Source organism: Micromonospora sp. NPDC048999, from assembly GCF_040649295.1.
Taxonomy (GTDB): domain Bacteria; phylum Actinomycetota; class Actinomycetes; order Mycobacteriales; family Micromonosporaceae; genus Micromonospora.
The window spans coordinates 1-1,590 of the sequence record NZ_JBEZFI010000102.1 but is presented as its reverse complement, the minus strand read 5'-3'; the positions used below and the strand labels follow the sequence as shown (position 1 = coordinate 1,590).

Sequence of the window (1,590 nt, the reverse complement as noted above, 5' to 3'; positions counted from 1 at the left end):
TCCGGCGGCATTGCAGCGTGCGTACCAACGTGTTCAATCACTCCCCGGGTCGACCATGATCGTAACGATGCGATTGGAAGTCGCCCGATACGCGGTGACCACGGTCGCCCGACAGCCGAGCGCTCAGCGGCAGATGCGGATGCTCAACTAGAGGGATCCTGGCCGACAGTTGCTAGCTGTCAAACCAAACAACCAGCCGTACGTTGTCGCCGCCATGCCGCTCAGCGAGATCGCGCATGGTGTTTAGCAGCGCGCGCAACTCCGGGTCGGCGCGCAACACGTCACCATGGGTGAGGCGCTCCGCCCGCCACATCCGATCGCCGGCACGCCATTCAGTTCCCTCCGGGTAGCTGCTGCCCTTGGAGTCGGCATGCTCGCCGGCCACTGTGCGCCAGGCGTGCCCATGGTGGCCGGCCTTGCCGACGAAGCGCGGCCCTTCGCTTGTCAGCCTGTACTCGTGGATCCGGTCGTCAACGCGGGGCGCCTGCGCGCTCCAATCGATATGAGCCAGCTCCGTCCATGACACCCAAGTGTGGCCGTGTTCGCTGTCTGCGAGCTGGAGACCAAGCAGCTCCGGGCTGGCGTCGTTAGGTAGGCCGCGGCCAGGCGCAACGGGTCCGAACCCGGCGTAGTTTCGAACACCGAACAGCAGCCCGAAGGCATCGTAGTGGCGAGGTAGGACGTCCAGACTGATATCGGCCAGCAGCCACGGCGAACCCGGCCCGTCCGGGCGGCTCTCTACTCCACCAGCGATATCAGTACCCACGCCCAACTCGCCTTCAGTCAAGAACGGCCAGAACGGTACTCGGCTCGGAGAGATCCCACACTGCGGGCAGCGACGACAGTCCGCAAGATCCTGGCGAACGCACTCATCTCGGCAGATCCGGACACCATCGGGGCTCGTCGAACGTCACTGTGTGTAGTCGATGATTTCTGTGTGCGGGCAGCGGCTCGACCATCAGGCCGTCGCTGGGCTTGCGGATGTCGATGGCCGCTGTGTACTCGGTGGCGTACGCGGCCCTGCACTGCAACTCGTACGCCGACATCATCCACACTGAGCACTTGTCATCGTGGTCCGCCAGCGGCCTTGCCCACGAAACCTCTGTCTGGCTACTGCCCGAAGGTGTAGCGCAGGTTCGCGTTGATCAGCTCGTTGAGGCGCTTGCGCAGATGTCCCAGGAGCGACGGGTCGGGTAAGGGCTCGGTGACCAGCAGCGTCCAGCGCAGCTGCGTGCCTTCTCCGCCATCGGACTCCAGGTCGAAACGCACCTGTGCATCCGGCCGCTTGGGCCACAGCGATGACCAGATGACCAGGTGCGGGTGCTCGGAGCGCAGGACCTGCGGCGATCGTTCGTCGTCCAGCAGCTGCAGCCAGGGACGCGCCGGGTCGCGGTCGGGCTCGGTGAGCGCCTCGAAGACGATGGCAGGTGGGGGTGGTTGGGTGCGCGTCCGGCTGCCGGCTTCGAGCATGCCTCAGACTAGTGGTCCGGTCCGCAAGTCCTTCGGGGGTTGACGGCCGGCGATCTGGGTGCAGTCACCCGGTGATGGGAATGACGAGGACGTCGCAGACGAAGTCGAGGGCTTCTTCGG

At 65.2% G+C, this 1,590-nt stretch carries 2 protein-coding genes; both read right to left on the bottom strand.

Going from position 1 to position 1,590, the window contains the following annotated elements; translation table 11 throughout:
• Positions 1 to 172 precede the first annotated feature (172 nt).
• Complete coding sequence (locus AB0C02_RS33545) at positions 173 to 766, bottom strand: hypothetical protein (protein ID WP_357553234.1); 594 nt, start codon at positions 764 to 766, stop codon at positions 173 to 175.
• Between the two features lie 344 nt (positions 767 to 1,110).
• Positions 1,111 to 1,470: a hypothetical protein gene (locus AB0C02_RS33540; protein WP_357553233.1), complete on the bottom strand. Its 360-nt coding sequence runs from the start codon at positions 1,468 to 1,470 to the stop codon at positions 1,111 to 1,113.
• Positions 1,471 to 1,590: the final 120 nt, after the last annotated feature.

What these genes read in the sequence shown, in the direction of transcription:
- AB0C02_RS33540 (WP_357553233.1), bottom strand. Translation starts at nt 1,470, where the DNA reads ATGCTCGAAGCCGGCAGCCGGACGCGCACCCAACCACCCCCACCTGCC.